This window comes from Streptomyces sp. NPDC012935 (genome assembly GCF_042900345.1).
GTDB lineage: Bacteria > Actinomycetota > Actinomycetes > Streptomycetales > Streptomycetaceae > Streptomyces.
Genome location: NZ_JBIBBC010000005.1, coordinates 85,083 through 109,569, shown reverse-complemented (window position 1 = coordinate 109,569; position 24,487 = coordinate 85,083). Strand labels below are relative to the sequence as shown.

The 24,487-nt window shown below is 72.1% G+C and carries 24 protein-coding genes; 12 read left to right on the top strand and 12 right to left on the bottom strand.

Annotated elements, in window-relative coordinates:
* Positions 1-56 precede the first annotated feature (56 nt).
* Both ACFY5C_RS14680 and ACFY5C_RS14675 read left to right on the top strand, forming a co-directional pair.
* On the top strand, positions 57-1,193 hold the full coding sequence (locus ACFY5C_RS14680) for a pectinesterase family protein (RefSeq protein ID WP_389444329.1): 1,137 nt from the start codon (positions 57-59) through the stop codon (positions 1,191-1,193).
* Between the two features lies 1 nt (position 1,194).
* Complete coding sequence (locus ACFY5C_RS14675; protein WP_389444327.1) at positions 1,195-2,265, top strand: pectinesterase family protein; 1,071 nt, start codon at positions 1,195-1,197, stop codon at positions 2,263-2,265.
* Here the strand turns inward: ACFY5C_RS14675 and ACFY5C_RS14670 are convergent.
* Both ACFY5C_RS14670 and ACFY5C_RS14665 read right to left on the bottom strand, forming a co-directional pair.
* A complete protein-coding gene (locus ACFY5C_RS14670; protein WP_389444325.1) occupies positions 2,166-3,032 on the bottom strand; it encodes a hypothetical protein in 867 nt (288 codons plus the stop codon). The genes ACFY5C_RS14675 and ACFY5C_RS14670 overlap by 100 nt on opposite strands.
* The gene (locus ACFY5C_RS14665) at positions 3,029-3,598 is read right to left on the bottom strand and encodes a SigE family RNA polymerase sigma factor (protein ID WP_389444323.1); all 570 of its coding nucleotides are present in this window, start codon (positions 3,596-3,598) and stop codon (positions 3,029-3,031) included. The genes ACFY5C_RS14670 and ACFY5C_RS14665 overlap by 4 nt, the downstream gene beginning before the upstream one ends.
* Positions 3,599-3,856: 258 nt before the next feature.
* Here ACFY5C_RS14665 and ACFY5C_RS14660 point away from each other — a divergent pair, with 258 nt between their 5' ends.
* Positions 3,857-5,308, top strand: coding sequence for an NCS2 family permease (locus ACFY5C_RS14660; protein WP_389444321.1), 1,452 nt, complete (start codon positions 3,857-3,859; stop codon positions 5,306-5,308).
* Between the two features lie 4 nt (positions 5,309-5,312).
* On the opposite strand, the gene ACFY5C_RS14655 is transcribed toward ACFY5C_RS14660, so the two are convergent.
* The 6 genes from ACFY5C_RS14655 to ACFY5C_RS14630 form a co-directional block, all read right to left on the bottom strand.
* Positions 5,313-6,758, bottom strand: coding sequence for a peptidoglycan D,D-transpeptidase FtsI family protein (locus tag ACFY5C_RS14655; protein WP_389444319.1), 1,446 nt, complete (start codon positions 6,756-6,758; stop codon positions 5,313-5,315).
* A 55-nt stretch (positions 6,759-6,813) separates the two neighbouring features.
* Positions 6,814-7,476: a response regulator gene (locus ACFY5C_RS14650; RefSeq protein WP_389444317.1), complete on the bottom strand. Its 663-nt coding sequence runs from the start codon at positions 7,474-7,476 to the stop codon at positions 6,814-6,816.
* Positions 7,473-8,762 (bottom strand): sensor histidine kinase, encoded by a 1,290-nt coding sequence (locus ACFY5C_RS14645; protein WP_389444315.1) that lies wholly within the window; start codon positions 8,760-8,762, stop codon positions 7,473-7,475. The genes ACFY5C_RS14650 and ACFY5C_RS14645 overlap by 4 nt, the downstream gene beginning before the upstream one ends.
* Positions 8,759-9,757, bottom strand: coding sequence for a hypothetical protein (locus tag ACFY5C_RS14640; protein ID WP_389444313.1), 999 nt, complete (start codon positions 9,755-9,757; stop codon positions 8,759-8,761). The genes ACFY5C_RS14645 and ACFY5C_RS14640 overlap by 4 nt, the downstream gene beginning before the upstream one ends.
* A gap of 80 nt (positions 9,758-9,837) precedes the next feature.
* Positions 9,838-10,308 carry a GNAT family N-acetyltransferase gene (locus ACFY5C_RS14635; protein ID WP_389444311.1) on the bottom strand — a complete coding sequence of 157 codons (471 nt, stop codon included), beginning with the start codon at positions 10,306-10,308 and terminating at the stop codon, positions 9,838-9,840.
* Positions 10,309-10,312: 4 nt separating this feature from the next.
* Positions 10,313-11,086 (bottom strand): IclR family transcriptional regulator, encoded by a 774-nt coding sequence (locus ACFY5C_RS14630; RefSeq protein WP_383597305.1) that lies wholly within the window; start codon positions 11,084-11,086, stop codon positions 10,313-10,315.
* Positions 11,087-11,216: 130 nt separating this feature from the next.
* Between ACFY5C_RS14630 and ACFY5C_RS14625 the strand changes: the two genes are divergently transcribed.
* Complete coding sequence (locus ACFY5C_RS14625; protein WP_389444309.1) at positions 11,217-12,746, top strand: aldehyde dehydrogenase (NADP(+)); 1,530 nt, start codon at positions 11,217-11,219, stop codon at positions 12,744-12,746.
* A gap of 108 nt (positions 12,747-12,854) precedes the next feature.
* On the opposite strand, the gene ACFY5C_RS14620 is transcribed toward ACFY5C_RS14625, so the two are convergent.
* Both ACFY5C_RS14620 and ACFY5C_RS14615 read right to left on the bottom strand, forming a co-directional pair.
* On the bottom strand, positions 12,855-13,517 hold the full coding sequence (locus tag ACFY5C_RS14620) for a response regulator (protein ID WP_389444307.1): 663 nt from the start codon (positions 13,515-13,517) through the stop codon (positions 12,855-12,857).
* 93 nt (positions 13,518-13,610) lie between these two features.
* The gene (locus tag ACFY5C_RS14615; protein WP_389444305.1) at positions 13,611-15,335 is read right to left on the bottom strand and encodes a sensor histidine kinase; all 1,725 of its coding nucleotides are present in this window, start codon (positions 15,333-15,335) and stop codon (positions 13,611-13,613) included.
* A gap of 217 nt (positions 15,336-15,552) precedes the next feature.
* On the opposite strand from ACFY5C_RS14615, the gene ACFY5C_RS14610 reads away from it, so the two are divergent.
* Both ACFY5C_RS14610 and ACFY5C_RS14605 read left to right on the top strand, forming a co-directional pair.
* Entirely contained in the window at positions 15,553-16,149 is a 597-nt protein-coding gene (locus ACFY5C_RS14610) for a hypothetical protein (RefSeq protein ID WP_389444303.1), read from the top strand.
* Positions 16,150-16,202: 53 nt separating this feature from the next.
* Complete coding sequence (locus ACFY5C_RS14605) at positions 16,203-16,811, top strand: DUF1349 domain-containing protein (RefSeq protein WP_389444301.1); 609 nt, start codon at positions 16,203-16,205, stop codon at positions 16,809-16,811.
* Here ACFY5C_RS14605 and ACFY5C_RS14600 read toward each other — a convergent pair.
* Positions 16,771-18,159 carry an MFS transporter gene (locus ACFY5C_RS14600; protein WP_389444299.1) on the bottom strand — a complete coding sequence of 463 codons (1,389 nt, stop codon included), beginning with the start codon at positions 18,157-18,159 and terminating at the stop codon, positions 16,771-16,773. The two genes, ACFY5C_RS14605 and ACFY5C_RS14600, sit on opposite strands and share 41 nt — an antisense overlap.
* A 71-nt stretch (positions 18,160-18,230) precedes the next feature.
* Here ACFY5C_RS14600 and ACFY5C_RS14595 point away from each other — a divergent pair, with 71 nt between their 5' ends.
* The 6 genes from ACFY5C_RS14595 (at position 18,231) to ACFY5C_RS14570 (ending at position 23,415) form a co-directional block, all read left to right on the top strand.
* On the top strand, positions 18,231-19,244 hold the full coding sequence (locus ACFY5C_RS14595) for a GlxA family transcriptional regulator (protein WP_389444297.1): 1,014 nt from the start codon (positions 18,231-18,233) through the stop codon (positions 19,242-19,244).
* Positions 19,241-19,744, top strand: a complete 504-nt coding sequence (locus ACFY5C_RS14590; RefSeq protein ID WP_389444294.1) for a GNAT family N-acetyltransferase — start codon at positions 19,241-19,243, stop codon at positions 19,742-19,744. Before ACFY5C_RS14595 ends, ACFY5C_RS14590 begins: the two co-directional genes overlap by 4 nt.
* 74 nt (positions 19,745-19,818) lie before the next feature.
* A complete protein-coding gene (locus tag ACFY5C_RS14585; RefSeq protein WP_389444292.1) occupies positions 19,819-20,535 on the top strand; it encodes a DsbA family oxidoreductase in 717 nt (238 codons plus the stop codon).
* A gap of 99 nt (positions 20,536-20,634) precedes the next feature.
* Positions 20,635-21,687, top strand: a complete 1,053-nt coding sequence (locus ACFY5C_RS14580) for an aminotransferase class V-fold PLP-dependent enzyme (RefSeq protein WP_389444290.1) — start codon at positions 20,635-20,637, stop codon at positions 21,685-21,687.
* Positions 21,688-21,732: 45 nt separating this feature from the next.
* Entirely contained in the window at positions 21,733-22,350 is a 618-nt protein-coding gene (locus tag ACFY5C_RS14575; protein ID WP_389444288.1) for an RNA polymerase sigma factor, read from the top strand.
* 48 nt (positions 22,351-22,398) lie between these two features.
* Positions 22,399-23,415 carry a maleylpyruvate isomerase family mycothiol-dependent enzyme gene (locus ACFY5C_RS14570; protein WP_389444286.1) on the top strand — a complete coding sequence of 339 codons (1,017 nt, stop codon included), beginning with the start codon at positions 22,399-22,401 and terminating at the stop codon, positions 23,413-23,415.
* A 183-nt stretch (positions 23,416-23,598) separates the two neighbouring features.
* Here ACFY5C_RS14570 and thpD read toward each other — a convergent pair whose 3' ends face one another.
* Complete coding sequence (gene thpD / locus ACFY5C_RS14565) at positions 23,599-24,486, bottom strand: ectoine hydroxylase (RefSeq protein ID WP_362378564.1); 888 nt, start codon at positions 24,484-24,486, stop codon at positions 23,599-23,601.
* Between the last annotated feature and the right edge of the window lies 1 nt (position 24,487).

Sequence of the window (24,487 nt, the reverse complement as noted above, 5' to 3'; positions counted from 1 at the left end):
CCCCCCGCGAGGAAGCACCGCCCCCCTGAAGAGCCGCACTCCCAAGGAGCACCCGCATGCCCTCGCCCCACCGCCGACTCCCCCTGTCCAGAAGGGGATTCCTGCTCGCGAGCACCGCCGCCGTCACGCCGGCCCTCGCGCCGGCTCCCGCCCGGGCCGCCGGCAACTCCAGGCCGCCCCGCCCGTTCGGCCGCTACGGTTCACCGGGCGCCCGTCCGACCCCGCAGACCCTGTACGTCCACCCGTCCGGCCACGGCGACTTCACGTCCGTCCAGGCCGCCGTCACCGCGTCGACCGGCAACGGCTGGACACTGGTCATCGCACCGGGAACGTACCGGGAGACCGTCGCCGTGGACGTGACCCGGACGGGCATGACCTGGCTGGGCGCCAGTGGCGACCCGCGTGACGTCGTCATCGTGTACGACAACGCCGCCGGCACCCCCAAGCCCGGCGGCGGCACCTACGGCACCACCGGCTCCGCCACGACCCTCGTCCAGGCCGACGGCTTCACCGCCCGCGATCTCACCTTCGCCAACGACTGGCTGCGCGCCGACCACCCCGGCGTCAGTGGCACCCAGGCCGTCGCCATCAAGGTGCAGGGCGACCGGTCGGCCTTCCACCACTGCCGTTTCCTCGGCCACCAGGACACCCTGTACGCCGACTCGATCGCCCTCGGCGTCTTCGCCCGCCAGTACTTCTCGCACTGCTATGCCGAGGGCGACGTCGACTTCGTCTTCGGGCGCGCCACGGCCGTCTACGAGCACTGCCACTTCCGGACCCTGACCCGGACCGACCTCTCCTCGGCCCCGTACGGCTTCGCCTTCGCCCCCTCGACAGCGGGCGCCAACCCGCGCGGCTACCTGGTGACCAGAAGCCGTATCAGCAGTGCCGCCCCGGACGCCCACTACAAGCTGGCCCGCCCCTGGGTGCCCAGCTCCGACACCACCGCCCGCCCCAGCCTCGTCGTCCGGGAGACCCACCTAGGGCCCGGCATCGACGCGGTCGCGCCCTACACGAACATGTCGGACGGCTTCCCGTGGCAGGACCAGCGCTTCGCCGAGTACCGCAACAGAGGACCCGGCGCGGTCGTCACCGTCCCGGCCAACCGACCCCAACTCACCTCCGCACAGGCCGCGTCGGCCACCCGCGCGGCCTACCTCGGCGACTGGCAGCCGTGGAAGGCGGGGTACTGACATGCGCAGACGCACTCTGCTGGCCGGGATGGCGGGGACGGCGGGGATGGCCGGGGCGGCGGGCGGCGCCCTGATCGCCGCCGGAGCCGCTCCCGCCGCCGCGAGTGCCTGCCGTGTCCTGCACGTCCGCCCCGGAGACTGCGTCCAGGCGGCCGTGGACGCGGTGGAAGGGCCCGGCTGGACGATCGTCGTGCACCCGGGGACGTACCGCGAGGTCGTCAGCATCCCGGCCGGCAAGCGGGCGTTGACCGTGCGCGGCGCCACCCGCGACCCGCGCGCCGCCGTCATCGTCCACGACAACGCGAACGGCACGAAGAAGCCCGACGGCAGCACGTACGGCACCGCCGGCTCCGCCACCCTCACCTCGGCGGCCCCCGGTCTCACCGTCCGCGACCTGACCATCGCCAACGACTGGCTGCGCACCGACCACCCCGACATCACCGGCACCCAGGCGGTGGCCGCCTACACCTACGGCGACCGCACCCACTTCGAGAACGTCCGGCTGCTGGCCCACCAGGACACGCTCTTCGTCGAGACGAGCGCCCTGGGCGCCTTCGACCGGCAGTACTTCCACCGCTGCTACATCGAGGGCGACGTCGACTTCGTCTTCGGCCGGGCGACCGCGGTCTTCGAGGACTGCCACTTCCACACGCTGCAACGGGACGTGGACTTCCTCCCCAAGGGCATGGTCTTCGCCCCGTCCACCGCCCGCGCCAACCCGTACGGCATCCTCAGAACCACCCGTGCACCCGAGCACCGGCCGTCACCGCAGGGCCCGGACCCTCTCCATCGCGCTCGGCGCAGGCACGAACGCCCCGCCGGTCGTCACCGGCGGGGCGCTTCGCTCTGCCGGCCGAGGGGGGCTCAGGCCGGCAGGTCCAGGGGTGGCTCCGCTCACGCGTGCGTGATGTCAGATCGCGTACGTGATGTCAGATGCCGAGAAACCGCGGCAGGTTGCTTCCGGACGGTGCTTCACGAATCGCCGTCGGCCGCCCCTTCGTTGTCGTCGTGGGCTGCGAAGTCGCCCGCCACGGACAGCTGCCCGCCGCCCGCCGTGGCCGTCATCGCATAGCTGTCGTCTCCGGCGTCCCGGCCGCCGCGGTCATGGGCGTACTGCCCCGCGAACACCCACTCGCCCTCACGGACCGTACGTCCGTCCTTGAGTGTCCAGGTGTAGACGAGGAAGCCGTTCTCCTCCTCGACGGTCAGCGTGAAGTCCTCCTCCGGCAGCGAGCGCCAGGCGCCGGCCGTGGTGACCCCGCCGGTCTGCTTGACCTTCAACCGGACGGTGAGCGCGGTGAGCTGTTCGCTCGTGCGGAGGGTCAGATTGCTCTGGGCCCAGAAGTCGTTGCTGTGCGGGTCCACCGAGCCGTCCGACCACAGGGGACCGTCCTCGACGCCCTCGGCGGCGGGGGGCTCGGCGGTGGCGCTCGGCTGCCGGGTCGGCGTGTCGGTCGTCTCGCGGGACTCCGGCGTCCGCTCCGGCGTCGGGTCCGCCGACGCGGCGGGCGGGACCGGGGCGCGGCTCGTCGCGCCCGGGGGCGGGGCGGGCGTCGGTGAAGTGGACACCGACTGCTGCGGGGTGTCCTCCTTCACGGCGGACGCCACCGCGTACCCGCCGACCGCGAGCACTCCGGCGACCGCGGCCGTGGCGCTGACGACCCGGAACCAGCCGTACCCGGGAGGACGGGTCGCCCGGTGGTCGGTGCGGGTCTGCCCCGACGGGTCCGTCATGCCGCGCTCGACCCGGGCCAGCATCCGCTCGCGGTCGGGCTCGTGCGCCTCGGCCGCCTCGTGCAGCCGGGCGCGCAGTTCGTCGTGCACGTCCCGCCGCATCATCGGTTCCTTCCTCCGGCGCCCTCGGTGTGCACCATCGCCACCGCATGCACCTTGAGGGGAGTGCCCTGTGTCCCGAGCAGCCGTTGCAGCTCGGCCACCCCTTTCGAGGTCTGGCTCTTCACCGTACCGACCGATATCCCGAGGGCGAGCGCGGTGTCCTTCTCGGAGAGGTCGAAGGCGTGCCGCAGCACCACGCAGGCGCGCTTGCGGAACGGGAGTCTGCGCAACGCCTCCTGGACGTCGACGACGCCCGCGACGTCCGGGTTCTCCGTCTTCTCCTCGCGCTGCGACCAGAAAAGAGCGACCCGCCGCCGCTCCCGGACCGCGCTGCGGATTCTGGTGCGGGCCAGATTGGCCACGACACCACGCGCGTACGCCACCGGACGATCGGCCGCGCGGACCCGGTCCCAGCGGTGCCACAGCGCCAGCAGCGCGTCCGCGGCCAGATCGTCGGCCGCGTCCGCCTCGCCCGTCAGCAGGTGGGCCAGACGAGCGAGTTCGGCATAGTGGCGCTCGAAGAAGGCATGGAACTCCACGGAGGCGGCGTCGTCGACGACCGTGCCCACGGGCGGCCCTCCTTGCCAATGAGTGGCATGTGAATGACATGTGATCGTCCGGCGGTCATTCCGCGATCATGCGGCGAGGTCCGGAAGCGTAGCAGTGATCGAATGCCCTGTTCGTACGAGGTGTCGAACGGCGTGTGGTGCTTCGCACGTGAACAGGCCTGATTCCGTAACACGGAGAAAACCTGAAGCGCGTTCAACGCGGGAACAATCCAGCCAGCATCCGCACACCGATCAGTCAGGCAGCAAGGAGCAACCGTCATGTCCGATTCCCAGAAGGTGGCCGACCGGTCAACTGCCCCGCCACCAGGCGTGAACAGCGTCGACCGGTTCTTCAAGATCTCCGAACGGGGGTCCACCTTCGCCCGTGAGATACGGGGCGGCTTCGCCACGTTCTTCACGATGGCCTACATCCTTGTCCTGAATCCCATCATCCTGGGCAGTGCGAAGGACAAGTTCGGCCACCAGTTGGATGCGGTCCAACTCACCACCGCCACCGCCCTGGTGGCCGCGGTCATGACGATCATCATGGGTGTCGGCGGCAACCTCCCGCTCGCCCTCGCCGCCGGCCTGGGCCTGAACGCCGTCGTCGCCTTCCAGATCGCCCCGCTGATGTCCTGGGACGACGCGATGGGCCTGGTCGTCCTCGAAGGCCTGCTGATCTGCGTGCTGGTGCTCACCGGGCTGCGCGAGGCCGTCATGCATGCCATCCCGCAGCCGCTCAAGCAGGCGATCAGCGTCGGCATCGGCCTGTTCATCGCGTTCATCGGCTTCGTCGACGCCGGATTCGTCAGCCGAATCCCGGACGTCGCGAACACCACCGTGCCGGTTCAGCTGGGCGGCACCGGCACCCTCACCGGGTGGCCGATCCTCGTGTTCTGCCTCGGCGTTCTGCTGACGATCGCTCTGCTCGCCCGGAAGGTGAAGGGCGCCATCCTGATCAGCATCGTGACCATGACGGTCCTCGCGATGATCATCAACTCGGTGGCGGACATCAAGGCCTGGGGCCTGACCACGCCGGCGTGGCCCGACAAGGTGGTCGACACCCCCGACTTCGGACTCATCGGCGACTTCAGCCTGTTCGGTGCGTTCGGCGAGACCACCGCCATCACCGTCGTGCTGCTGATCTTCACGCTGGTGCTGTCCGACTTCTTCGACACCATGGGCACGGTCGTCGGCATCAGCGCCGAAGCCGGACTCCTCGACGAGCAGGGCAAGGTGCCGAACCTCGGCAGGGTGCTGCTGATCGACGGCGCCGCGGCGGCAGCGGGCGGCGCGGCCTCCTCGTCCTCGGCGACCTCCTACATCGAGTCGGCCGCCGGCGTCGGCGAAGGCGCGCGCACCGGCTTCTCCAACCTCGTCACCGGAGGCCTGTTCGCCCTGGCCCTCTTCCTGACCCCGCTGCTCACGATCGTCCCGCTCCAGGCGGCGGCCCCCGCGCTCGTCGCCGTCGGCTTCCTGATGATGACCCAGGTGAAGCACATCGACTGGGACAAGTACGAGATCGCCATCCCGGCGTTCCTGACCATCGCCGTCATGCCCTTCACCTACTCGATAACGAACGGCATCGGGGCGGGCTTCCTCGCCTATGTCGTGATCAAGACGGTGCTGGGCAAGGCGAAGGACATCCACTGGCTGCTGTGGGGAACGTCGGTGCTGTTCCTGGTGTACTTCGCCATCAACCCGATCGAGCAGCTCCTGGGCATCAAGTGACCTGCTAGTTCTTGAGCGCCGCCTCCATCACCTTCTTGGCCACGGGGGCGGCCAGCCCGTTGCCGCTGACCTCGGACCTGGCCGCGTTCGACTGCTCGATGATCACCGCCACGGCGACCTCCTTGCCGTCGGCCTTCCCGTACGACGTGAACCAGGCGTACGGCGTCTTGCTGTTCCTCTCGCCGTGCTGGGCCGTGCCCGTCTTGCCGCCCACCGTCGCGCCAGGGATCTGCGCGTTCGTGCCCGTGCCCTTCTCGACGACCGTCTGCATCGCCGACTGGAGCTGCTCGGCGGTGTCCGAGCTGACGATCTCCTTGGTCTCGGCCCTGTCGTCGTAGTTCTCCAGGACGTCGCCGCCCCCATCGGTGATCTGCGACACCATGTGCGGCGAGACCAACTTGCCGCCGTTGGCTATGGCGGCGGACACCATGGCGATCTGCAGCGGGGTCGCGGTGACGTCGAACTGGCCGATGCCCGAGAGCGCGGTCTGCGGCTTGTCCATGTCGGAGGGGTACACGCTGGGGTACGCCCGCACCGGGACGTCCTGCTCCTCGTCGTTGAAGCCGAACTTCTCGGCGGTCTCGCGGACCTTGTCCTGACCCAGGTCGACGGCCATCTTCCCGAAGACGTTGTTGCAGGAGTACTGGAGCGCGACCCTGATCGAGGCGTCCTCACAGGGGGCGTTGGGGTTCTCGTTGCCCAGGTCCCTGCTCGAGTCCGGCAGGTCGTACGGGTCCGGGCTGTCCGTCTTCTCGTCCACCGACGAGTACAGGCCGTCCTCCAGCGCGGCGGCCGCCACGACCAGCTTGAACGTCGAACCCGGCGGCAGCGGCTGCCGCAGCGCGCGGTTCGTCATCGGCTTCTCGGCGTCCTTGGTCAGCTGCGTCCAGGCCTTCGAGTCGCCCGTGGTGATCCGCGACGGGTCGTACGACGGAGTGGAGACGACCGCGAGGATCTTCCCGGTCCTGGGGTCGATCGCGACTGCGGCGCCCTTGTTGTCGCCGAGCGCCTCGTAGGCCGCCTTCTGCACATCCGGGTCGATCGTCGTGACCACGTTGCCCGGGTCGGCCCGCTTGTCGGTGATGGTGTCCATCACGCTCTTCACGCGGGTGTCGCTGCCGTCGAGCAGGTCCTGATAGATGCCCTCCAGCTGGGTGGCTCCGAACGCCTGCGAGCTGTAGCCGGTCACGGCCGAGTACAGCGAGCCGTCCGTGTAGGTCCGCTTGTACGCCAGGTCGCCGCTCTTCGTCGGCGCCGAGCCGGTGACCGCCTCGCCGCCCACGATGATGTTGCCGAGCGGCTGGCTGTACAGCGCCATCGTGTTCCGCCGGTTGTTCTTGTCGTCCGCGAGGGCCTGGCCTTCGTAGAACTGCACCCAGGTCGCCCTGACCAGCAGAGCGAACACCAGGAGCAGCGTGAAGACGGACGCCCGCCTGATCGTCTTGTTCATCCCACCCGAGAGGACGATCCGGATGGGGGCAAACGTTCCCTTGCGCCCGCATTTCTCATCGCGTGTTCATGAAGCCCGCCTCGTACGCGGCGATCACGGCCTGCGTGCGGTCCCGGGTGCCGGTCTTCGCCAGCACCGCCGCCACATGCGACTTCACGGTGGCCGGGCCGACCTCCATCCGCCGCGCGATCTCCGCGTTGGTCAGGCCCTGCGCCATCAGCCGCAGCACCTCGCTCTCGCGTCCTGTGAGCCTCGCCACCCAGGGCGGCGGCGCTGGGTACGCGCGCGCGTGCTCGGCCGCGAGGGCGCGTACGGCCGCCGGGAACAGCAGGCTGTCGCTGTGCGAGACCAGCCGTACGGCCTGCACGAGTGCGTCGGCGTCCGCCCGCTTCAGCAGGAACCCGGCCGCTCCGGCGCGCAGGGCGTCGTACACGTAGGAGTCGTTCTCGAAGGTGGTCACGACGACGATACGGGGCGGTTCGTCGAGGGTGGCGAGGATCTGCTCGGTGGCCCGGATGCCGTCGATCTCGGGCATGCGGACGTCCATGAGCACGACATCGGGCCGCCGGTCCCGTACGACGGACACCGCCTCGGCGCCGGTCGCCGCCTCGCCGACCACCTCCAGGTCCGGCTCGGCGGAGAGGATGGCGCGCAGGGCGCTGCGGACCATGCGCTCGTCGTCGGCCAGGACGACACGGATCGCGGGGCGGGGCGTCATGGGCGTTCCCTCGGAGTCGGTGGGCAAGTCGTCGGCAGCCGTACGCGCAGTCTCCAGAGGCCCTCCGCCCCAGCCGCTTGCACCGGCCCCGCCGTCGTCGTCCCGCCCAGCAGCCGCGCCCGGTCTGCGATGCCGCGCAGCCCGTGGCCGCCGCCGGGGCGGCAGGCGGGGGCGTGGGTCAGCGGGTTCTCCACGGTGATGTCCAGGTGCCCTTCGACGATCACGATCCGCAAGGCCACGCTCACCCGCTCCCCGGCGTGCTTCAGGGCGTTGCTCAACCCCTCCTGCACGATCCGGTAGGCCTCGCGGGACAGGACGGGCGGCAGGGCCTGTGCATCGGCGTCGATGCCGGCGGTCACACGCAGCCCGCCCGCGCGCGTGCGGCGCAGCAGGCCGTCCAGGTCGGCGGCGAGGGTGGGCGCGGGAGCCGTACCGGGAGTGTCGCCGTCCCTCAAGACGCCCAGGACGGCGTCGAGTTCGCCGACCGTACGCCGTGTCGTGTCCTCGATCGCGGCGAGGGCCTCGCGGACGAACTCCGGGTCGGTGTCGAGAACCCGGCGGGCCGCGCTCGCCTGCAGGGTGACGGCGCTCAGGGCGTGGCCGACGGAGTCGTGCAGTTCGCGCGCGAGCCGGTTGCGCACGGCGAGGTCGGCGGCGTGCGCCTCGGCCGCCGCGAGGCGGTCCTCGGGCGTGGGGCCGAGCAACGCGGGCGCCCAGCGGGCGAGAAGCGAGCCGCAGACGGCCGCGCAGCCGGCCAGCGCGACGAGCGTCGCCACGCCGGCGACCGGCGCGAGCGCCAGCACCCAGGTCTGGTCGAGGGCCTCGGGCAGGTCGACCAGCCGATCCCCGCCCAGCCACACGAGCAGCGGCAGCGCGGTGAGGAAGCCGGCGAACGGCGGCACCGCCAGCGACATCCCCGAGATGATCCCGCCGAACCCGAGATGCAGCGTGAACCAGGCCGCCGCCCGCCCCTTCGCCGCCCGCGTCCGGGCAGGCCCGTGGGCGAGCAGGCCCGTGCCGACACCGCACAACGACCGCACCGCGCCGGCCTCCATGGGCCGGGTCAGCGGGAACAGGACTGCGGTGAGGGTGGCGAGGGGCAACCCGACGGCGAAGGAGAGCAGTTGGAGAGGGAGGTCGTTGAAGACGTACCGCGAGTCGGTGGCGGGACCGACGACGAGCTGGCCGACGAAGACGTACGGCATCGCGAGCGCGCCGCCGAGGATCAGATGAATCCAGCGCCGGCGCGCCCGCCGCCCGAACAGCAACCCGATGAACCGGCTCACGCCGTACGACGATTCCGGCTCGCGGAGCGCTCCGCGAGGAAGTGGACCCCGAGGCAGGCGACGAGGATGCCGACGATCATCTGGCCAGCGTAGGCGAGGTTCATCAGTGGTGTCGGGGCGTCGGCCACGTCGGTGAGCGGGGCCAGCGACAGCCAGCCCGCCCAGCAGACCGCGGCCGCCGAGCCGACCCAGGCGAGGGCGAGGGGCAGCCCGACGGGCAGGGCCCGGCCGCGCCGGAAGGCGAGGAGAAGTCCGCCGGTGACGGCCATGGCGAGGAACACGGCCGACAGGGCCGCCATGACGTAGAACCCACTGGTCCGGTCTGCGAGGTGGGTCTCCTCGAGCCCGGCGGTGCCGCCGCACGCCCACAGCAGGTGGGCGATCAGCGGCGGCAGCGCGCAGCCGGCCGCCGCCACGGCGACGGCACGCTGTGCCCCTGCGATGAGGCCGACCGGAAGCTCCCAGACCCGCCCCTCCCACAACCGGCCCCAGCGGTCGCGGGCGTAGAGCACGAGCAGGGGGCCGAGGGTGAGCCCCTGCACGATGAATCCGGTGTAGACGACCCCGAAGACCCAGGCGTCGAGGAACGGTTCACCACCGGCGGTGGTGTGCGCGGGCCCGCCGAGCGCGTCGACGACGAGCTGGATCGGGAACCCGGCCATGATCGGCGCGAGCAGCCCGGTGGCCACCCAGGCGGGCAGGACGAGCAGCCACGCGGGCACCCGCAGCCCCCACGGCCGGGTCAGCAGCAGCGCGAGCGCGATGACGGCCGCGTCCATGAGCACGGTGACGCTGTTGGCGACGACGATGCTCGCCCGGTGCTCCAGCAGCGAGCTGCCGTCCGGGATGCCGATCCGGCTCCCCGCGATCCAGGCGGCCTTGAGCGAGAGATAGGGCACGCAGGAGACGATGGCGACGGCCCGCAGGGCACGACGGGACCTGCCGGGGCCGACGGCGTGGTCGGTCTCCGGGGCTGGAGCGAGTGTCTGCGTCATACGGCCACGCTCCCGCGAGAGCACCGGCCGACGCCTCCTGCGAGGCGATGATCCGTCTCCGCCTGACGGGGGAGACGACCTCACCCCTCCAGGTGCAGCACGACCTCGTCGATCTCCTCGCCCCGCGCGTTCGCGAAGCCCCGCGCGTGCGCGCTCACCCGGAACCCGCACTTGTGCAGCACCCGCAGCGAGCCCTCGTTGTCCGCCGCCGCCCGCGCGTACAGCGGGCGTTCGGGGACCTGGGCGAGCAGCCCCCGCAGGGCGGCCGTGGCGACTCCCCGGCCCCAGTACGCGCGGTCGACCCAGTAGGTGACCTCCCGCTCGCCCGGCTCCCCGTACACGGCCGCGCTGCCCACCACGTCACCGTCGGCCAGGATCGTGCGCAGCACGTCGTCCGAGGACCGGATCCGCCTCCAGTGGGCGTCGAAGGCGTCCCGGTCCTCCGGGTCCTTGGGGGTGAAGGCCGCCATCCGCAGGGCCTCCGGGTCGTTCAACTGCCGGTAGAAAACCGGCAGATCGCTGTCGTGTACCTCGCGGAGTTCCACATCCATGGAGTCAGAGCCTACGAGTGGCCAGCGTCAGCCTGTCGCGTGCGTCGAACAGCGCGTCCTTCACCATCTGCTCGTGCGCGGGCGTCAGCCGTGCCACCGGCACCGAGCAGCTGATCGCGTCGCGGGCCGGCGTGCGGTACGGGATCGCCACGCCGAAGCAGCGCAGGCCGAGGGTGTTCTCCTCGCGGTCGACGGCGAAGCCCTGTTCGCGGACCTGGTGCAGTTCCTCGATGAGCTTCTCGCGGTCGGTGATCGTGTTCTCGGTCAGCGCGGGGAGCGTCTCCGGGAGCATCTTGCGGACCTGTTCGTCCGTGTAGGTGCTCAGCAGCGCCTTGCCCAGGGAGGTCGAGTGGGCCGGGAGCCGGCGCCCGACCCGGGTGAAGGGGCGCAGGTAGTGCTGGGACTGGCGGGTGGCCAGGTAGACGACGTTCGTGCCGTCCAGGCGGGCCAGGTGGATCGTCTCCGTCGTGTCGTCCGAGAGGCGGTCCAGCGTCGGTCGCGCCGCCGCGACCACCTCGTCGCCGTCGATGTACGAGGTGCCGACCAGCAGCGCCCGTACGCCGATGCCGTACCGCGTGCCCGTCGCGTCCGTCTCCACCCAGCCGAGCTCCACGAGCGTGCGCAGCAGCATGTACAGACTGGACTTGGGGTAGCCGACGGCCTCCTGGACCGCCGCGAGGGAGTGCATACCGGGGCGTCCGGCGAAGTATTCGAGCAGTTCAACCGTCCGTACCGCGGACTTGACCTGCGCTCCGCCCCCCGTCTCGACAGCCGACATCGCCCTTGACCCCTTCGTTCGACGGGAAATAGTCTCCGAAGCATATTCATCATCAGAGACAGCGTTCAGTATATCGAACGACCCTGGTGGATGACCCAGTACTGCGGCATTACATGTGGAGGGACCCGCGGTGGCAGCAGCACCAGTCTGGAGTGTCGACCCCCGAACCGGGAAGCAGCGTGAACAGGTTGCGGTGGAGGCCACAGCCCAGGAGGTGGACGCCGCCGTCCGCGCCGCGCACGAAGCGCGAGGTGCGCTCGCCGACCGCACGGTCCGCGCGGCCTTCCTGCGCGGCGCCGCCGACCGGCTGCAGGCCGCGGGGGACCACCTCGTCGAGGCCGCCGACGCCGAGACCGCGCTCGGCCCGGTCCGCCTCACCGGTGAACTCGCCCGCACCTGCTACCAGCTGAGGGCCTTCGCGGACATCGTCGACGAGGGCGCCTTCCTCGACGTCGTCATCAACCACCCCGACGACACCGCGACCCCGCCCATCCCGGACCTGCGCCGCTACAAGGTGCCCCTCGGCGTCGTCGCCGTCTACTCGGCCTCCAACTTCCCCTTCGCCTTCTCCGTCGCCGGCGGCGACACCGCGAGCGCGCTGGCCGCGGGCTGCCCCGTCGTCGTCAAGGCCCACCCCGACCACCCGGCGCTGTCCGAGCTGGTCGCCAAGGTGCTGCGGACGGCTGCCGCCGAGCACGGCATCCCGGCGGGCGTGGTGGGCCTGGTGCACGGCTTCGAGGCCGGCATCGAGCTGATCAGGCACCCGCTGGTCGCCGCGGCCGGCTTCACCGGTTCGGTACGGGGCGGGCGTGCCCTCTTCGACGCCGCCGCGGCCCGTCCGGTCCCGATCCCCTTCCACGGCGAGCTGGGCTCCCTGAACCCCGTCGTGATCACCGAGGCCGCCGCCGCCGAGCGGGCCGAGGCCATCGGCACCGGGCTGGCCGGCTCGATGACGCTGGGCGTCGGCCAGTTCTGTGTGAAGCCCGGGCTCGTGCTCGCGCCGAGCGGTGCGGCGGGTGACCGGCTGCTGAAGTCGCTCACGGACGCCGTCAGCAACACCGAGGCGGGCGTCCTGCTGGACCACCGGATGCGGGACAACTTCCTCGCGGGGGTCGCCGAGCGCACCGGGCTGCCGGACGTGGAGTCGCCGGTGACCCCGGGGGCGGGCGGGGAGCACACGGTCAGCGCCGGCTTCCTGACCGTCGCGGCCGAGAAGCTGACCGCCGAGGGGGCCTACGACCTGCTCCTCGAGGAGTGCTTCGGGCCGGTGACGGTCATCGTCCGCTACGACGACGACGCCCAGGCCCAGGCCGTGCTGTCCCGGCTGCCCGGCAACCTCACGGCGACGGTTCACCTGTCGGCCGAGGAGGCCGCGGGCGAGGGGCGGGGCGCGGAGATCCTCGCGGAGCTGACGCCGCTGGCCGGTCGCGTGCTGGTCAACGGGTGGCCGACGGGTGTCGCCGTGGCGCCGGCCCAGCATCACGGCGGTCCGTACCCGGCGACGACCTCGACGTCGACGTCGGTGGGCGGCACCGCGATCGAGCGGTGGCTGCGGCCGGTCGCCTATCAGGGCGCGCCCGAGGCGCTGCTGCCCGCGGAACTGCGGGACGACAATCCGCTGGGGCTGCCCCGGCGGTTCAACGGCACGCTGGAGCGCTGAGCGCTTCGCCGGGAGTGCCGGGGGATTCGGCCGTCGTTGGTCTGCGCCGCCGCCGTGGCTGGTCGCGCGGTTCCCCCTGAAGGCGTTGCGGCCGCCGGCGTGCGGGGGTCAGTTCGCGTCGGCCTCCAGGCCCGCGTCCCGGGCCAGGAGGGCAGCCTGCACCCTGTTCTCGCAGTCGAGCTTGGTCAGGATGCGGCTGACGTACGTCTTCACCGTGGCCTCGCTCATGTGCAGCCGGGCCCCCGCGTCCGCGTTGGACAGGCCCTCGCCCAGCAGGGCCAGTACCTCGCGTTCGCGGGCGGTCAGGTCGGCCAGCCGGCGGCGGGCCTCCTCGCCGCGCGCCGTGGCGGCGGGGGAGGCCAGGGTGTCCACGACGTGCCGGGTGGCCGCCGGGGACAGGTAGGCGTTCCCGGCCGCCGCCGCGCGCACCGCGTGGATCAGCTCCTGCGGCGCGGAGTCCTTCAACAGGAAGCCCGCGCCGCCGTGGCCGAGCGCACGCAGGACGTTGTCGCGCTCACCGAAGGTGGTCAGGATCAGCACGCGTACCCCCGGCGCTGCCCGGCCGAGCTCGGCCAGCGCGGTCAGGCCGTCCATCACCGGCATCTGGATGTCCAGCAGGGCCACGTCGACCGCGGTGCTCCGGGCGGTCTCCACCGCCTCCCGGCCGTCGCCCGCCTCGGCGACGACGTCGATGTCGTCGGCCGAGGTGAGGATCATCCTGATGCCGGCCCGGATGAGCGGCTCGTCGTCGGCGACGAGGACCCGGATCACGCGGCCTCCTGCACGGTGTCGGTGTGATGAGCGGATGGCAGAGCCCCGCCATCATGCCGGATCCGGTCACCTGTGCGACCCGGTTGGCGCCGTTCAGAGCTTGTCCTTGTAGGACTCCTTCGCGACCAGCTTCCCGTCGCGGAAGCAGAACCGGTAGACGATGTCGTCGTCGATGTCCAGATAGTGACGGCACGTGGCGCCCTCGGGCAGCGGCGGGCCCTTCTTCTCCTGACCGTCGGTGAGCAGGGAACTGCCCTTGGGCAGCTTGGCCTTCACGTCCTTCTCGGCGGCGCCCACCTTCGCGGACCTGTACACGCTCGGCGATATGGTGCCGCTCTCCACCTCGTCGAACAGCGCCATCAACCCCCAGGCACCGAGGGCGAGAACGCCCCCGACGAGGACGACGGAGGTGACGGCACAGCCGAGGGCGACCTTCTTCTTGCTGCTCATGATGGCGGCGAACTCCCCTTGCGGATCGGAACGGTCGAAGACCGCTCCACCGTCGCCCGCCGCGCCCCCGCCGGGCTGCCCCCGAAAGTCGTCGTCCGGGGCGACGGAGGTCGCGCCGTCCGGGCGGGGCAGGGTCTCGCCACCGCCGTAGGGCAGCACACCGGCGAGGCGGAAGCCGCCGTCGGGGCCGGGACCGGTGTGCACCATGCCGCCGACCAGCCGTGCCCTCTCGCGCAGGCCCGCCAGCCCCTGGCCGCCGCTCACCGCGGGCGGGGCCTCCGGTGCCCCGGCCGGCACGGGCCCGTTGGCCACCTCGACCACCAGGCTGTCGGGTTCGTAGCGCAGCGCCACCGTGATCGGGGCGCCCGGCGCATGCTTGTGCGCGTTGGTCAGGCCCTCCTGGGCGATGCGGTACGCCGCGTGGTCGGCGGCGGGCGCGAGGGGACGTACGGTGCCGGAGCGGTGCAGCTCGATGGCGGCGCCCGCGGCCCGCGACGCATCGACCAAACCGTCGACGGCGGCCGCCACGCGGGCCGTGGGGGGTTCGGCGTCGCCCGGGTCCGGCTGCTGTCCGGCAGGCGCCTCGACGCCGTCCCGCAGGATGCCCACTGCCTCGCGCAGCTCCCGCATCGCGGCCCTGGAGGCCTCGCGGAGGATGCCCACCCCTTCCCGCTGCCGTTCGCCCAGCTCCGGGTCCACCTCCAGCGCCCCGGTGTGCACGGCGATCAGGGCGAGCTGGTGGCCGAGGCTGTCGTGCATGTCCTGGGCGATGCGCTGCCGTTCGAGGAGACGGGCCTGCCGCGCCACCATCGCCTGCTCGCGCACCAGCTGGGCGTTGTGCCGCTGCAGGGCGTCGAGCAGCGCATGACGCTGGGCGCGATAGCGGGAGGCGAGCCCCGGCACGATCACCATCGCCAGAAACGTGCCCGCCGCCAGCGCGGCCGTCATGAGCAGCGACAGCCGGAACTCCTCGCCGGCAGCGCTGTGGGCGCCCACGGCGAGGTAGAGGACGAATCCCGCGGCGTACGCGGCCAGCGCCCGCCCGGGACGCATGATGCGGCTGCCCGCCGACCAGCTCGCGTACATCAGCAGCGGCGCCGCGCCGCCCACCGCACCGGCCAGGGCCGACGAGACGAGCAGCACCGTGGCCGGCAGCGAGCGGCGGGCCAGCGACAGTACGGCGACGAACAGGGCCACGGCGACGCCCCACGCTCCGAATCCGGCATCGCCGTCGAAGAGGCCCGCCGTTACGGAGAGCACGACGGTGAGCACGACCTCCCCGATGATCCGCTTACGGGGCCACGGGGAGGCGGCGACGAGCCGGGCGCGGAGCGGGCGGTCGGTAGGGGGTATCACTGCTACGTCCACGCGCAGACGATAGACAGCCGCCCCCCGGGGCCCGCATCCGCCCTTCGGCGCCCCCGCGAACGACGAAAGTGAACACCCGCTCCCTGCCGCAGCCGTCATCTTTGGTCGCTGCGGACGACGACTTACGGAGACTGCCCCGGGCCGGGTCGCGCGGTGAGGATGGATGCGCCGGACGACGGAGCCGGCGGCAGCGACCAGCGGCTCGGGGAGCGGAACAGTGGACAGTGCGCGACAGCAGGCGAACGAGCGCTTCACCATCCGGCAGAAGACCACCTTCATGATCAACCGGTATGTCGTGGCCGAGACGCTGCCCGACGGCTCCGAAGGCCGGGTCCTCGCCTTCGCCGAGCAGAAGCGGATGACGCTCAAGGAGCGGATGACCTTCTACACCGACGAGTCCAAGGGCCGCGTCCTGTTCACCGCCCAGGCCCGTCAGGTCCTGGACGTCGGCGCCGTCTACGACGTGCGGGACGCGGCGGACAACCCTCTCGGCACGTTCCGCAAGAAGTTCGCCGCCTCGCTGCTGCGCTCGACGTGGGAGCTGGACCAGCCGGGCTCGGTCGCCGCCGTCGGGCGGGAGCGCAACCGGGTCGTGGCAGTACTGCGCCGGGTCTGGGAGCTGCTGCCGCTCGACCTGGTGCCGTTCGTGTGGCCGTACCACTTCGACTTCACCTCGGGCGACAAGCAGGTGATGAGCGTCGACAAGAAGATGGGGCTGCGCGACCGCTACCTCGTCGACGTGGCCTCGCCCGATCTCGACCTGCGTCTCGCCATCGCCCAGGCCGTGGCCCTGGATGCCCTCCAGTCACGCTGACCGGGACCCCCCTGGGGCCCCCGCCGCCGGGCCCCGCCTGGAAGAATCCCGCCATGGACCTGAAACTCCCCGAACTGCCTTTCCTGCTGCGCACCTACGGCCCCGACGGCCACTGGTCCTACGAGGACGGCATGCTCTCCGGCTGGGCCGGCGCCCGGCAGGACCGTTTCGTGCCGCCCACCGGGGAGGCCCTGGACGCCGCCTCCGACGCGCCCCGGCTGCTCGGCGCGCCCGAGGGCGACTTCCAGCTGATCGCCCGCGTCACCGTCGGATTCGCGGGCGCCTTCGACGCCGGGGTCCTCTACGTCCACGTCGGCGAGCGGGCCTGGGCCAAGCTGTGCCTGGAGTACTCCCCGGACGTGCCCACCGTCTGCACCGTCGTCACCCGGGGCCATTCCGACGACGCCAACTCCTTCACCGTGGAAGGGAGTTCGGTGTGGCTGCGGGTGAGCCGGACCGGCCGCGCCTTCGCCTTCCACGCCTCCCGCGACGGCGAGCGGTGGACCTTCGTCCGCCTCTTCACCCTCGGCGACGAGGAGGAGACCGGCGCGGCCCTGGTCGGCTTCATGACGCAGTCACCGATGGGGGAGGGGTGCGTGGTGACGTACGACCACCTCGAGTTCAGGCCCGACTGGCCGAAGGACCTGCGAGACGGAAGCTGAGCAGACCCGTCACCGCGAGCAGGGCCGCGCTGATGCCCAGACTCAGCCGCATCCCCGCCACGAACCCGTCCGAGATCAGCGCCCCGAAGACGGCGATACCCAGCGCCCCGGCCATCTGCCGCGCCGCGTTGAGCACGCCGGCCGCCAGGCCCGCCCGTTCGGCGGGTACGGCGTCCATCATGGCCGCGGTGAGCGGCGGCACCGTCAGCGCGCAGCCCAGCGCCATGGGGACGAGGAGCAGGGCCACCAGCGTCGCAGGCGTGTCCGCGTCGACGTACAGCATCGCGAGCAGGCCCGCGACGGCCAGGCCCTGGCCCACCAGCATGGGCAGCCGGGCGCCGTGGCGTCCCGCGAGCTTGCCGGCCACCACGTTCGTCACCGCGATCAGACCCGTCATCGGCAGGAACATCAGCCCGGCCTGGAGCGCCGAACGGCCCTGTACCTGCTGGAAGAAGAGCGAGAAGACGAACACCATGCTGTAGAAGGCCACGCTGACCGCCGCTCCGGCGGCGACCGTCACCGCGACGGTCCGGTCACGGAACAGGCTCAGCGGGACGACCGGGTGCGGGTGACGTGCCTCGACCCGGAGGAACGCCACCACCGCCACGACGGCCACCACCAGTGCCACCCAGCCCGCCGTCCCGCCCTCGATCACAGCGAACGTCAGCGCCGTGAGCGCCACCACCGCCGTCACCTGGCCGGGCAGGTCCAGGGGTGCCGGACGGCGTTGCGAGCGCGGGGCCCGCAGCAGCAGCACGAGGATCAGCGCGCCGACGGGAAGGTTGACGAAGAAGATCCCGCGCCAGTCCCAGGCCGTGGTCAGCACACCGCCGGCCACCGGCCCCAGCGCCACCGCCGCCGAACCGCCCGCCGCCCACACGGCCACCGCCCGGGCGCGCCGCGCCGGATCTGCGTACGCCTGCCGCACCAGCGCCAGCGAGGCCGGCAGTACGACGGCCGCCGCCACGCCCTGCACCACCCGCGCCCCGATCAGCGCCGGCAGGTTCGGCGCCAGACCGCAGGCCGCCGAGGCGAGCGTGAACACGGCGGCACCGATCGCGTAGGCACGGCTCGCCCCCACCCGGTCCGAGAACGCACCGGTGGACAGCATCAGCGCGGCGAAGGCCAGGGTGTAGGCGTCCACCACCCACTGGAGGCCGGACATGCCGCCGCCGAGCGAGGAACCGATCGCGGGCAGGGCCACGTTCACGATGGACGCGTCGAGGCAGACCAGCGCGAAGCCGAGGAGCCCGGCGGTGAGGGTGAGCGCGGAGGAGGGCTTCTTGGGCCCCAACCCGCTGGGGGCGAGGGCGAGTTCGTCGCCCTGGAGGGTCTGGTTCGTGGACATGCCCTCCATGCTGCGGATCCGCGCCGTCGTACAGTAGTGGCCAAAATGCCATGCACCCGGAGGTTCTGGCCATGCCCCAGCCGCGCGCCCCGCACCGCATCGCCGTCGTCGCACCGTCGCCGGTCTCGATGTTCAACCTCGCCATCCCGGAGATGCTGTTCGGCAAGGTCGAGGTGGCCGGGCTGCCGGGCTACGAGGTGGTCATCTGCGCGGCCGAGCCGGGACCGGTGCCCACCAGCGGCGGGCTCGACCTGTACGTACGGCACGGACTCGACGCCGTGCGGGAGGCCGACACCGTGCTCGTCGCCGGGACCGGGGAACCCTTCGAGCCGGAGCCGCGGATCGTCACCGCCGTCCGCGAGGCGGCCGACGCCGGCAAGCGGATCGCGTCCCTGTGCACCGGCGCCTTCCAGCTCGCCGAGGCGGGCCTGCTGCACGGGCGCCGGGCCACGACCTACTGGGCGCACGCCGAGGAGCTGCGCCGCCGGTACCCGCACGTCGATCTGCGGGGCGATGTGCTCTACGTGCAGGACGGACCGTACGTCACCTCCTCCGGCTACGCCGCCGGCATCGACCTGTGCCTGCACATCATCCGCACCGACTACGGGGCCGCCGTCGCCAACGAGGTGGCCCGGCGCGCCCTCGTCGCGCCCGTACGGCCGGGCGGCCAGACCCAGTTCACCCAGACCCCGCTGCCGCCCGAGCGCGGCAACGCCTGCGCCGACACCCGCGGCTGGGCCATGCGCAACCTCGACAAGCCGCTCACCCTCACCGACCTGGCCCGCCACGCCGGCGTCAGCGTGCGCACCCTCACCCGCCGGTTCCGCGCCGAGAGCGGGGTGAGCCCGCTGCAGTGGCTGCTCCACCAGCGCATCGAGCGCGCCAAGGAGCTGCTGGAGACCACCGCCCTGCCCATGGACCAGGTGGCCCGCGCCTGCGGCCTGGGCACGGCGGACTCGCTGCGGGGCCATCTGGTCCGCCGCACCGGTCTGACGCCGAGCGGCTACCGGGCGCAGTTCAGCCGGCTCGCGACCACGGGCGCGGCCGGAACCGGAGCCACCGGCGTCACGTCCTCCGTTGCATGATCCGTGACCGAGTGACCCCAAGCCGCGTGATCCGCACCGTCCTGCCCGCCGAGGCCGAGCACATCGTCGCGTTGCACGCGCGCGCCCGGGCGACGTACTACCCCGACGGGCTCCCGCAGGACGGCACCGACTGGCTCGCCGCCTGGCAGAGCGCCATCGCGCGGCCGGACGGGCATGTGCTGTGCGTCGTCGAGCAGGGCCGGATCGTCGGCCTGGCCTCCTTCCGCACACCCGAGTCGGCCGCCGCCGACACGGTCAGGCTGTTCCAGTTCCACGTCGATCCCGAGCACTGGGGCCGCGGCGTCGGCACCGCGCTGCACGCGGCCTGCGTCGAGGAGTGGAAGGCCGATGGCAAGCTCACGGCCGTGCTCGACGTGCACGCCGACAACCGGCGCGCCCAGGCCTTCTACGCCCGTCTGGGCTGGATCCCGGACCCGGAGAACCCGCCCGCGGACGGGGACCACCACCTCTTCCTGCGCTTCTGCGTCACCGGGGAATGAACCTTGCTGATTGAACGTTCACGCACTAAGCGGAGGGAGTCTCCGTACCCGTACGACCGGAGAGAGCCACAGACATGCGCGTCGAGATCTGGAGCGACATCGCCTGCCCCTGGTGCTACGTGGGCAAGGCCCGCTTCGAGAAGGCGCTCGAGGCCTTCCCGCACCGCGAGCAGGTCGAGGTGGTGCACCGCTCGTTCGAGCTCGACCCCGGGCGCGCCAAGGGCGACATCCAGCCGGTGATCACGATGCTCACCAGGAAGTACGGCATGAGCGAGGCACAGGCCAAGGCGGGCGAGGAGAACCTCGGCGCGCAGGCCGCCGCGGAGGGGCTCGACTACCGCACCGAGGGCCGCGACCACGGCAACACCTTCGACATGCACCGGCTCCTGCACCTCGCCAAGGAGCAGGGCAGGCAGGACGCGCTGATCCAGGTCTTCTACCGGGCGAACTTCGCCGAGGAGCGGTCCGTCTTCGCCGAGGGCGAGGAGCGCCTCGTGGAGCTGGCCGTCGCCGCCGGGCTCGACGCAGAGGAAGCCCGCAAGGTTCTCGCCGACCCGGCCGCCTACGCCGACGACGTCCGCGCCGACGAGCGCGAGGCCGCCCAGCTCGGCGCCACCGGAGTGCCGTTCTTCGTCCTCGACCGCAAGTTCGGCGTCTCCGGCGCCCAGCCCGCCGAGGTCTTCGAGCAGGCGCTCACGCAGGCGTGGGGCGAACGGTCGCCGCTGACGCTCATCGACCAGGGCGACGCGGACGCGTGCGGTCCGGATGGCTGCGCGGTGCCGCAGCACTGACCGAACACGCAGGTCGGGGCGGATCCATAAGCACCGCTTGGTGAAACCACGCAAAGAATCGCAATGGACCGAGAGGTGCCGAGGGCCCAGAGTGGAGCCATGGAGACCTTCGAGACCCTCGTCCGTGCCGAGTTCGCCCCGAAGAACGTCTATCTCAACACCGCGAGCAACGGCCTGCTGCCGGCCCGCACCGTCACCGCCGTGCAGCAGGCCGTGCGGATGCGGGCCGAGGGCACGCCGCTCGGCCCGCTGTACGAGGACGTGGAGGCCGTCCGCGCCTCGTTCGCCCGGCTGGCCGGCGTCCCCGTCGAGCGGGTCGCGACCGGGGCCTCGGTCGCCGAGTACGGCGGGCTGATCGCCGCCTCGCTGCCCGCCGGAGCCGAAGTCCTCACCGCAGAGGCCGACTTCGCCTCCCTCGTGAACCCCTTCCACATGCGCGGCGACCTCAAGGTGCGTGCCGTCCCGCTGGACCGTCTCGCCGAGTCCGTCCGCCCGGACACCGCCCTCGTCGCCGTCAGCTCGGCACAGTCCGCCGACGGCCGCGTCGCCGACCTGCCCGCGGTGCGCGCGGCGGCCCGGGCGCACGGGGCGCGCACCTACGTCGACGCCTCCCAGTCGGCCGGATGGCTGCCGATGGAGGCCGGCGAGTACGACTTCCTCGCCGCCGTCGGCTTCAAGTGGCTCATGGGCCCGCACGGAGCCGCGTTCTGCGTCGTCCCCGAGGACTTCGGCGGGCTGACCCCGCTGCTCGCCGGCTGGGTCGCCGGGGAGGTCCCGTGGGACAGCTGCTACGGCCCCGTCGAGAACCTCGCCCGCTCCGCACGGCGCTTCGACATCAGCCCCAGCCTCTTCACCTTCGCGGGGCTGCGCACCTCCCTGGAGCTGATCGAGGAACTCGGCGTGAGTGCCATCATGGCCCACGACCTGGCCCTCGCCGACCGTTTCCGCGCCGGACTCGCCACGCTCGGCCACGAACCGGTTCCGGCCCCGGGCTCGGCGATCGTGTCCGTGCCCGGACTCGGCCACCGCCAGCCCGAGTTGAGCGCGGCCGGAATCCAGGTCTCCGACCGCACGGGCAACCTGCGCGCGGCCTTCCACCTCTACAACACACCTGAGGATGTCGACCGGTTGCTGGACGTCCTGTCCTCCTGAAGCACTGGCGCGGGCTCGGCGGCGACGCTAGGAAGGGCACCAGGGGTGGTGGTGCCGGTGGAGTACCCGGGCGACACGTCCGGACAGCCGCCTGCCGACGCGGAGGTGCACCGGCGGCTGGTGTACGGCGACGAGTCCGCGCTGGCCGAGGTGTACGCGACGTACGGCGGGCTGGTGCGGCGGGTCGCCGTGCGCGTCACCCGATCCGCGGCCGCCGCCGAGGACGTGGCGCAGGAGGTCTTCGCCCAGCTGTGGAGCAGGCCGTACACCTTCGACGCGCGCCGTGGCTCGCTGCGCACGTGGCTGTCCGTGGTCGCCCACCGGCGGGCCGTGGACTGGGTCCGCAGCGAGGCCCGGCACCGCAAGAACGCCGGGGCCGACGACTCGGTGCTCCAGGCCATCCCCGACACCGGTCCCGGCCCGGACGAGACGGTCGTCGACCGGGAACGCTCCCTCCTGCTGCACACCGCGCTCGCCGAACTCCCGCAGTCCCAACGGGAGGTCGTGCACCTCGCCTACTTCGCCGGCCGCACCTACCGGCAGGCCGCCGCCGAGCTGGGCATCCCCGAGGGCACGGCCAAGACCCGGCTGCGCACCGCCCTGCGCACCCTGGCGCAGACGCTGGCCGACCCACCGGACCCGGCGCTCGAAAGAGGCGCATGATGGCGGGAGGGGCACGAACCGGGAACGGGCACGGAGAGGAGGCGAGCGGTGACCGACGATCACGAGGCGGTACGTGAGCTGCTGGCCGCGTGGGCGTTCGGCGCCCTCGGTCCGGCCGAGGAGAAGGCGGTCCCGGCGCACCTCGCCGAGTGCGAGAGCTGCGCGGCTCAGGCGGAGCGGCTGCGGGAGACGGTACGGCTGCTGGAGGGGCCGCCGCCCGGTGCTCCCGCGGGGTGGCCCGCCGAAGGGGCGCCGCCCGCGCTGTCCCTCGCCCTGCGCACACGCCCGGCCGCCGGCCCTGCCGTCGCCGCGCACGCCGCGCCCTACGCCGCCGCGGTTGCCGGGCTGAAGGCGCTGCTGCCCGAGCTCGCGGGCCGCTGGGCCACGCCGGTCGTGCACGACTGGGACGCGCACGCCACCGTCGCCCACCTCCTCGCCGCCGACGAGCACCTGGCCGCCCGGCTCGGCGCCGGCTCCCGCGTGCCGCCCTCGCCGGTCGAGGAGGGCCCGCAGTGGGAGGACGCCTGGAACCGCCGTACCGCGGAGGTCATCGCCCAGGAGCACGGCCGTACACCGGACGAGACCGTGGCCGACTGGGCCGCGCAGACGGACGAACTGCTCGGCGCACCCGAGGCCCATGACGCCGAACTCGCCGCCCGGGCCGTGACGTTGATGGGGTTGCGGCTGCCCGTCGCCGAGCACTTCCTGGTGCGCGCCTTCGAGACCTGGATCCACACGGACGACATCGGCCGCGCGCTCGGCCTCGCCGTCCCGCCGCCGCCCGAGCAGCATCTGAGGCAGCTGATCCGCCTCGCCGTCCGCATCCTCGGTCTGGCCCTGGGACCCACCGCGCCCCCGGTGCTCTTCTCGGTCACCGGGGGCGCGGAATGGGTACTGGGTTCCGAGGACGAGCCCGTACAGGCCGAACTCACCCTCGACCCCCTCGACTTCTGCCTCCTGATCGGCGGCCGCCGATCCCCGGACACAGTCCCGAGGGGCACCACGGGCGACGCGGCCGCCGCCCGGAACGTCCTGGAGCGGGCCGCGTCACTGTCGTGGCTGTGAGGGTCACCTCAAGGGCGTGAGGTCACTTCACGGGGATGAAGTCCCGCGCGCCGATGCTGTGTCCTTCGGGGGGCAACCCCCCGGCCCCCGGCCGCGGTTGGTGTGCCGGGAGGGTGTGTCACGGGCGACGCGGCCGCTGTACGGGGGTACGGTGCGGCCGCGTCGCTGGTGTGGCGGTGAGGGTTACTTCACCGGGGTGAAGTCCCGCGCGCCGATGAACTCCGGGCGGCGGATCGGAGCCGCGAAGGGCTCGACCGCCGTGTTCTCGACGCTGTTGAACACGATGAACACGTTGCTGCGCGGGAACGGCGTGATGTTGTCGCCGGAGCCGTGCATGCAGTTGCAGTCGAACCAGGTCGCCGAACCGGCCTTGCCCGTGAAGAGCTTGATGCCGTACTCGGAGGCCATCTTCGTCAGCGCCTCGTCGGACGGCGTGCCCGCGTCCTGCATCTGGAGCGACTTCTTGTAGTTGTCCTTCGGCGTGGCCCCCGCGCACCCGAGGTAGGTCCGGTGGGAGCCGGGCATGATCATGAGCCCGCCGTTGGTGTCGTAGTTCTCGGTCAGCGCGATCGAGACGGACACCGTCCGCATGTTCGGCAGACCGTCCTCGGCGTGCCAGGTCTCGAAGTCGGAGTGCCAGTAGAACCCACTGGCCCCGAAGCCCGGCTTGACGTTGATCCGCGACTGGTGGACGTACACGTCCGAGCCGAGGATCTGCCGCGCCCGGCCGACGACCCGCTCGTCGCGCACCAGGGAGGCGAACACCTCACTGATCTTGTGCACTTCGAAGACGGACCGGATCTCCTTGGACTGCGGCTCGATGATCGACCGCTCGTCGGCACGGATCGCCGGGTCGGTGACCAGCCGCTCCAACTCCTGAGCGTAGACGGCCACCTCGTCGTCCGTGATGAGCTGGTCGATGGCCAGGAAGCCGTCGCGCTCGAACGACTGGAGTTCGGTGGCCCCGATCGGCCCCGGCGTGTCGGGGGAGCCCCACACAACGGGGTCCTGACGCGGGGTCGACACCTCGGTGGCGCCGCGGCTGGGGTAGAGATCGGTGACGGTGGTCATG

Coding starts and splice junctions, on each gene's coding strand:
- ACFY5C_RS14680 (WP_389444329.1), top strand. CDS start 57: ATGCCCTCGCCCCACCGCCGACTCCCCCTGTCCAGAAGGGGATTCCTG.
- ACFY5C_RS14675 (WP_389444327.1), top strand. CDS start 1,195: ATGCGCAGACGCACTCTGCTGGCCGGGATGGCGGGGACGGCGGGGATG.
- ACFY5C_RS14670 (WP_389444325.1), bottom strand. CDS start 3,032: ATGATGCGGCGGGACGTGCACGACGAACTGCGCGCCCGGCTGCACGAG.
- ACFY5C_RS14660 (WP_389444321.1), top strand. CDS start 3,857: ATGTCCGATTCCCAGAAGGTGGCCGACCGGTCAACTGCCCCGCCACCA.
- ACFY5C_RS14655 (WP_389444319.1), bottom strand. CDS start 6,758: ATGAACAAGACGATCAGGCGGGCGTCCGTCTTCACGCTGCTCCTGGTG.
- ACFY5C_RS14650 (WP_389444317.1), bottom strand. CDS start 7,476: ATGACGCCCCGCCCCGCGATCCGTGTCGTCCTGGCCGACGACGAGCGC.
- ACFY5C_RS14640 (WP_389444313.1), bottom strand. CDS start 9,757: ATGACGCAGACACTCGCTCCAGCCCCGGAGACCGACCACGCCGTCGGC.
- ACFY5C_RS14635 (WP_389444311.1), bottom strand. CDS start 10,308: ATGGATGTGGAACTCCGCGAGGTACACGACAGCGATCTGCCGGTTTTC.
- ACFY5C_RS14630 (WP_383597305.1), bottom strand. CDS start 11,086: ATGTCGGCTGTCGAGACGGGGGGCGGAGCGCAGGTCAAGTCCGCGGTA.
- ACFY5C_RS14605 (WP_389444301.1), top strand. CDS start 16,203: ATGGACCTGAAACTCCCCGAACTGCCTTTCCTGCTGCGCACCTACGGC.
- ACFY5C_RS14600 (WP_389444299.1), bottom strand. CDS start 18,159: ATGTCCACGAACCAGACCCTCCAGGGCGACGAACTCGCCCTCGCCCCC.
- ACFY5C_RS14595 (WP_389444297.1), top strand. CDS start 18,231: ATGCCCCAGCCGCGCGCCCCGCACCGCATCGCCGTCGTCGCACCGTCG.
- ACFY5C_RS14590 (WP_389444294.1), top strand. CDS start 19,241: ATGATCCGTGACCGAGTGACCCCAAGCCGCGTGATCCGCACCGTCCTG.
- ACFY5C_RS14585 (WP_389444292.1), top strand. CDS start 19,819: ATGCGCGTCGAGATCTGGAGCGACATCGCCTGCCCCTGGTGCTACGTG.
- ACFY5C_RS14580 (WP_389444290.1), top strand. CDS start 20,635: ATGGAGACCTTCGAGACCCTCGTCCGTGCCGAGTTCGCCCCGAAGAAC.
- thpD (WP_362378564.1), bottom strand. CDS start 24,486: ATGACCACCGTCACCGATCTCTACCCCAGCCGCGGCGCCACCGAGGTG.